The sequence below is a fragment of the Corallococcus exercitus genome, from assembly GCF_003611585.1.
GTDB classification, from domain to species: Bacteria; Myxococcota; Myxococcia; order Myxococcales; family Myxococcaceae; genus Corallococcus; species Corallococcus exercitus.
The window spans coordinates 1-3,067 of record NZ_RAVW01000676.1 but is presented as its reverse complement, the minus strand read 5'-3'; the positions used below and the strand labels follow the sequence as shown (position 1 = coordinate 3,067).

General features: G+C 73.1%; 1 protein-coding gene. It reads right to left on the bottom strand.

All coding sequences use genetic code 11. The features are described 5' to 3' along the window. Positions 1 to 3,067, bottom strand: a 3,067-nt coding sequence (locus D7W79_RS40685; RefSeq protein ID WP_120530571.1) for a MupA/Atu3671 family FMN-dependent luciferase-like monooxygenase, incomplete at both ends; no start/stop codon positions are given.

Here is a 3,067-nt window from a genome sequence, read left to right as displayed (position 1 = left end):
GCGTAGGACTGCGTGGCGGGGCGGGGCCGGTCGGTGGGCAGCTCCAGCGGCGGCGTGCCCTGGAGCAGGTCCTTCCACCAGCGGGCCTGGTCCGCCAGCACCGGGCCGGTCAGCCACGCGCGCTGCCACACGGCGTAGTCGGCGTACTGCACCGGCAGCGGCGGCAGGACGGACGCGACGCCCGCGCTGGCGCAGGCATAGAGGACGGGCAGCTCGCGGCTGAGGACCAGGGCGCACCAGGCGTCGGAGACGACGTGGTGCAGGAGCAGGTGGAGGACGTGCGTGTCGGGAGCCAGCCGCAGCAGGAGCGCGCGGGCGACGGGGCCCGTGTCCAGGTGGAAGGGCGTTGCGGTGTACGCCTGGCAGCGGCGAAGCATGGCGGCCTCGCGCGCTTCGGCCGTGTCGCCGGGAACGTCTTCCGTCTCCAGGGGAAGGGCGCCCGTCGCATGGATGACCTGCACCGCACCGTCGTCAGCCAGCGCGTAGGTGGTGCGCAGGACCTCGTGGCGTTCCACGAGGGCGTGGAGCGCCGTCTGGAGCGCGGTAATGTCCAGCGTGCCCGTGAGCCGGAAGATGATCGCGTTGTTGTAGGCGGTGCTCTCCGGCTCCAGCTCCTGGAGGTACCAGAGCCGCTGCTGAGCGAACGACAGCGGCAACGGTCGGTCGCGCGGCGCACGCGGGATCGGCTGGATGGCACCGGAGGCCACGACGGTGGACGCCGTCGAAGGGGCCGTCGTGGCAAGAGCGCTCGCGGTGCCAGGGGACACGGTGCGCGGCGCGGGCAGCTTGAACCCGGGGAGGTTCACGGCTTCGACGCGACCATTCGCGCGCAGGCGCACGGGATGGCCGGTGCGGTAGAGGCTCGACGAAGGGCGCAGCGGATGCGGCACCAGTCGCTCCGCGGTCTCACCCGCCGCCCTCCAGAGCGCGGCAGGCAGACCCGCGCCCGACAGGGCCAGCTCTCCCACGACGCCCGCGGGCACGGGGGCCCCTGCCGCGTCCAGCACCCAGACGTCCAATCCCGGAGGCAGCTTCTCCTCCGGTGCGCGCGGCAACAGGCCTCCGTCACGGGCTTCACCCGCGAGCAGCACGTCGCCGCCCGCCGTGCGCTGGAGCGCCGACGCCAGCTCCTCCGACGCGTTCTCCAGGACCCACGCCCCCACCGGGGCCAGGGCCTCACGCGCTCCCGAGAGGTCCGTCACCGCGCGGGCCAGCCGTGCAGTGGTGTTCACCAGCACCGCCCCCGCCTGCCGGGCCAGGGACAGCAACTCCTCCGCTTCCGTCTCGCGCTCACCGCGTACGCGCCGCGAGTGGGATGACGCATCCGCGGCAACTGCCTCTCTCGCCGTGGCCAGGCGCCGGAGCCCTTCCAGGACGACCGGCGTCTCCAGCCCGAAGTCGATGAGGCACGTCACCTCGTCCACGTCCGAGGCCCGTACATCCCGCAGCCGCTGGATGCCGCTCTCCACCGTGCCGATGAGGCCCGTGCCCTTCGCGTGGTGCTCGAAGGTGTGCTCCAGGAGCGCGTCGATGTCCTCGCGGGACACCTTGGCGATCTCCCCCTGGTAGCCCTGCGCGGCGAGCAGCGACGTCGTGATGTCCGCCGAGCTCCGGAAGTACGCCAGCAGCGGCTTGCGCACCTGCCTGAGGACCTCGGCCTCGTCGTCACCGAGGAACGTGTGCAGCATGCACGTGATGTGGCCCCGTCCCGGGTGCCCGTTGCGGCGCCACGCCTCGCGGTAGAGGGCCACCTTCGGCTTCAGCTCCTCCAGCGAGTGGGCGAAGAGGCCCGTGAGGACGCCCGCGCCCAGCTCGCCCGCGAGCCGGAACGTCTCCGGGTTCGCGGTGGCGGTGAGCCACACGGGCAGCTCCTTCTGCACTGGCTTCGGGCGCAGGCCCACCTCCACGGTGACTCCGTTGCCGCCCGGCCGCCGCAGCCGCTCGCCGCGCCAGAGGCCGCGCAGCGTCTCCAGGTTTCGCAGCAGGATGTTGCGCCGGTCGGCGTAGTTCCCGGGCGCGAAGACGAAGTCCTGCACGTGCCAGCCCGTGGCCACGGACACGTCGACGCGGCCCTGCGACAGGTTGTCCACGACGGCCCACTGCTCCGCGACCAGCAGCGGATCATGCAGCGGCAGCACGACGCTGCCGGAGCGCAGGCGCAGGTTGCGAGTCACGGCCGCGAGCGCCGCGGAGACCACCGCGGGCTGCGGGTAGATGCCGCCGAAGGAGTGGAAGTGCCGCTCGGGCGTCCAGATGGCGGAGAAGCCGTGCGCGTCCGCGAACTTCGCGCCCTCCATCAGCAGCTCGTACTTGGGCCCGGAGAGCGAGTCCTCGTCATTGGCGAAGTACGACAGGCTGAGCTGGAGCGGACGCGAGGCGTCCTCGGCCGACGCGCCCCGGCGCCAGGAGGTGGCCTCGGAGGGGAAGAGCACGCGCAGGCCGCGAGACAGGGCCCAGAGGGCTTCCAGCTCGGGCTTCTCGGGAGCCGGTTCGGACGCGGCGAGCCAGGTGGTGTCCGGCGCCGGATGCAGCCGCGCATCCAGGCCCGCGAAGAAGCCCGTGAGCGATGCGTGACTCAACGCCCACGCGGGCTGGCCCGCGCCCATGGGCAGAAGCCACGCCAGGGACTCCAGAGAGGGGAGCGGAAGCGCCTCGTCCCTCGTCACGGACGACGCATCCCCCAGCACCTCCTCGACGTGCAGGACGCGCGAGGACTCCAGGCGCGTGGAGGTGAAGAGCCCCCGCCAGGTCACCAGCCGGGGCACGACGCTGCCCTCCACGGCATAGACGGCCAGCGAGTCCAGGTCCGTGGGCCCGAGCGCCACCGGAGCACCACCGGCCTCCAGGACACCCCACAGCGCCGCCAGCTTCTCCGGCGACGCGCGCAGGCAGAGCGCCACGGGTTCTCCCGGCTGGAGCCCCTGTTCCCGCAGCCGCAGGGCGAGCCGTCGCGCACGCGAGGCCAGCTCCCGCCACGTCCAGGTCCGTCCCGCCTGCTCCACGGCGACGGCGTCCGGCTGCCTCAGCGCGTGTTCGCGCAGTCGGGCGGGCAGGACCGGGGCGTGCG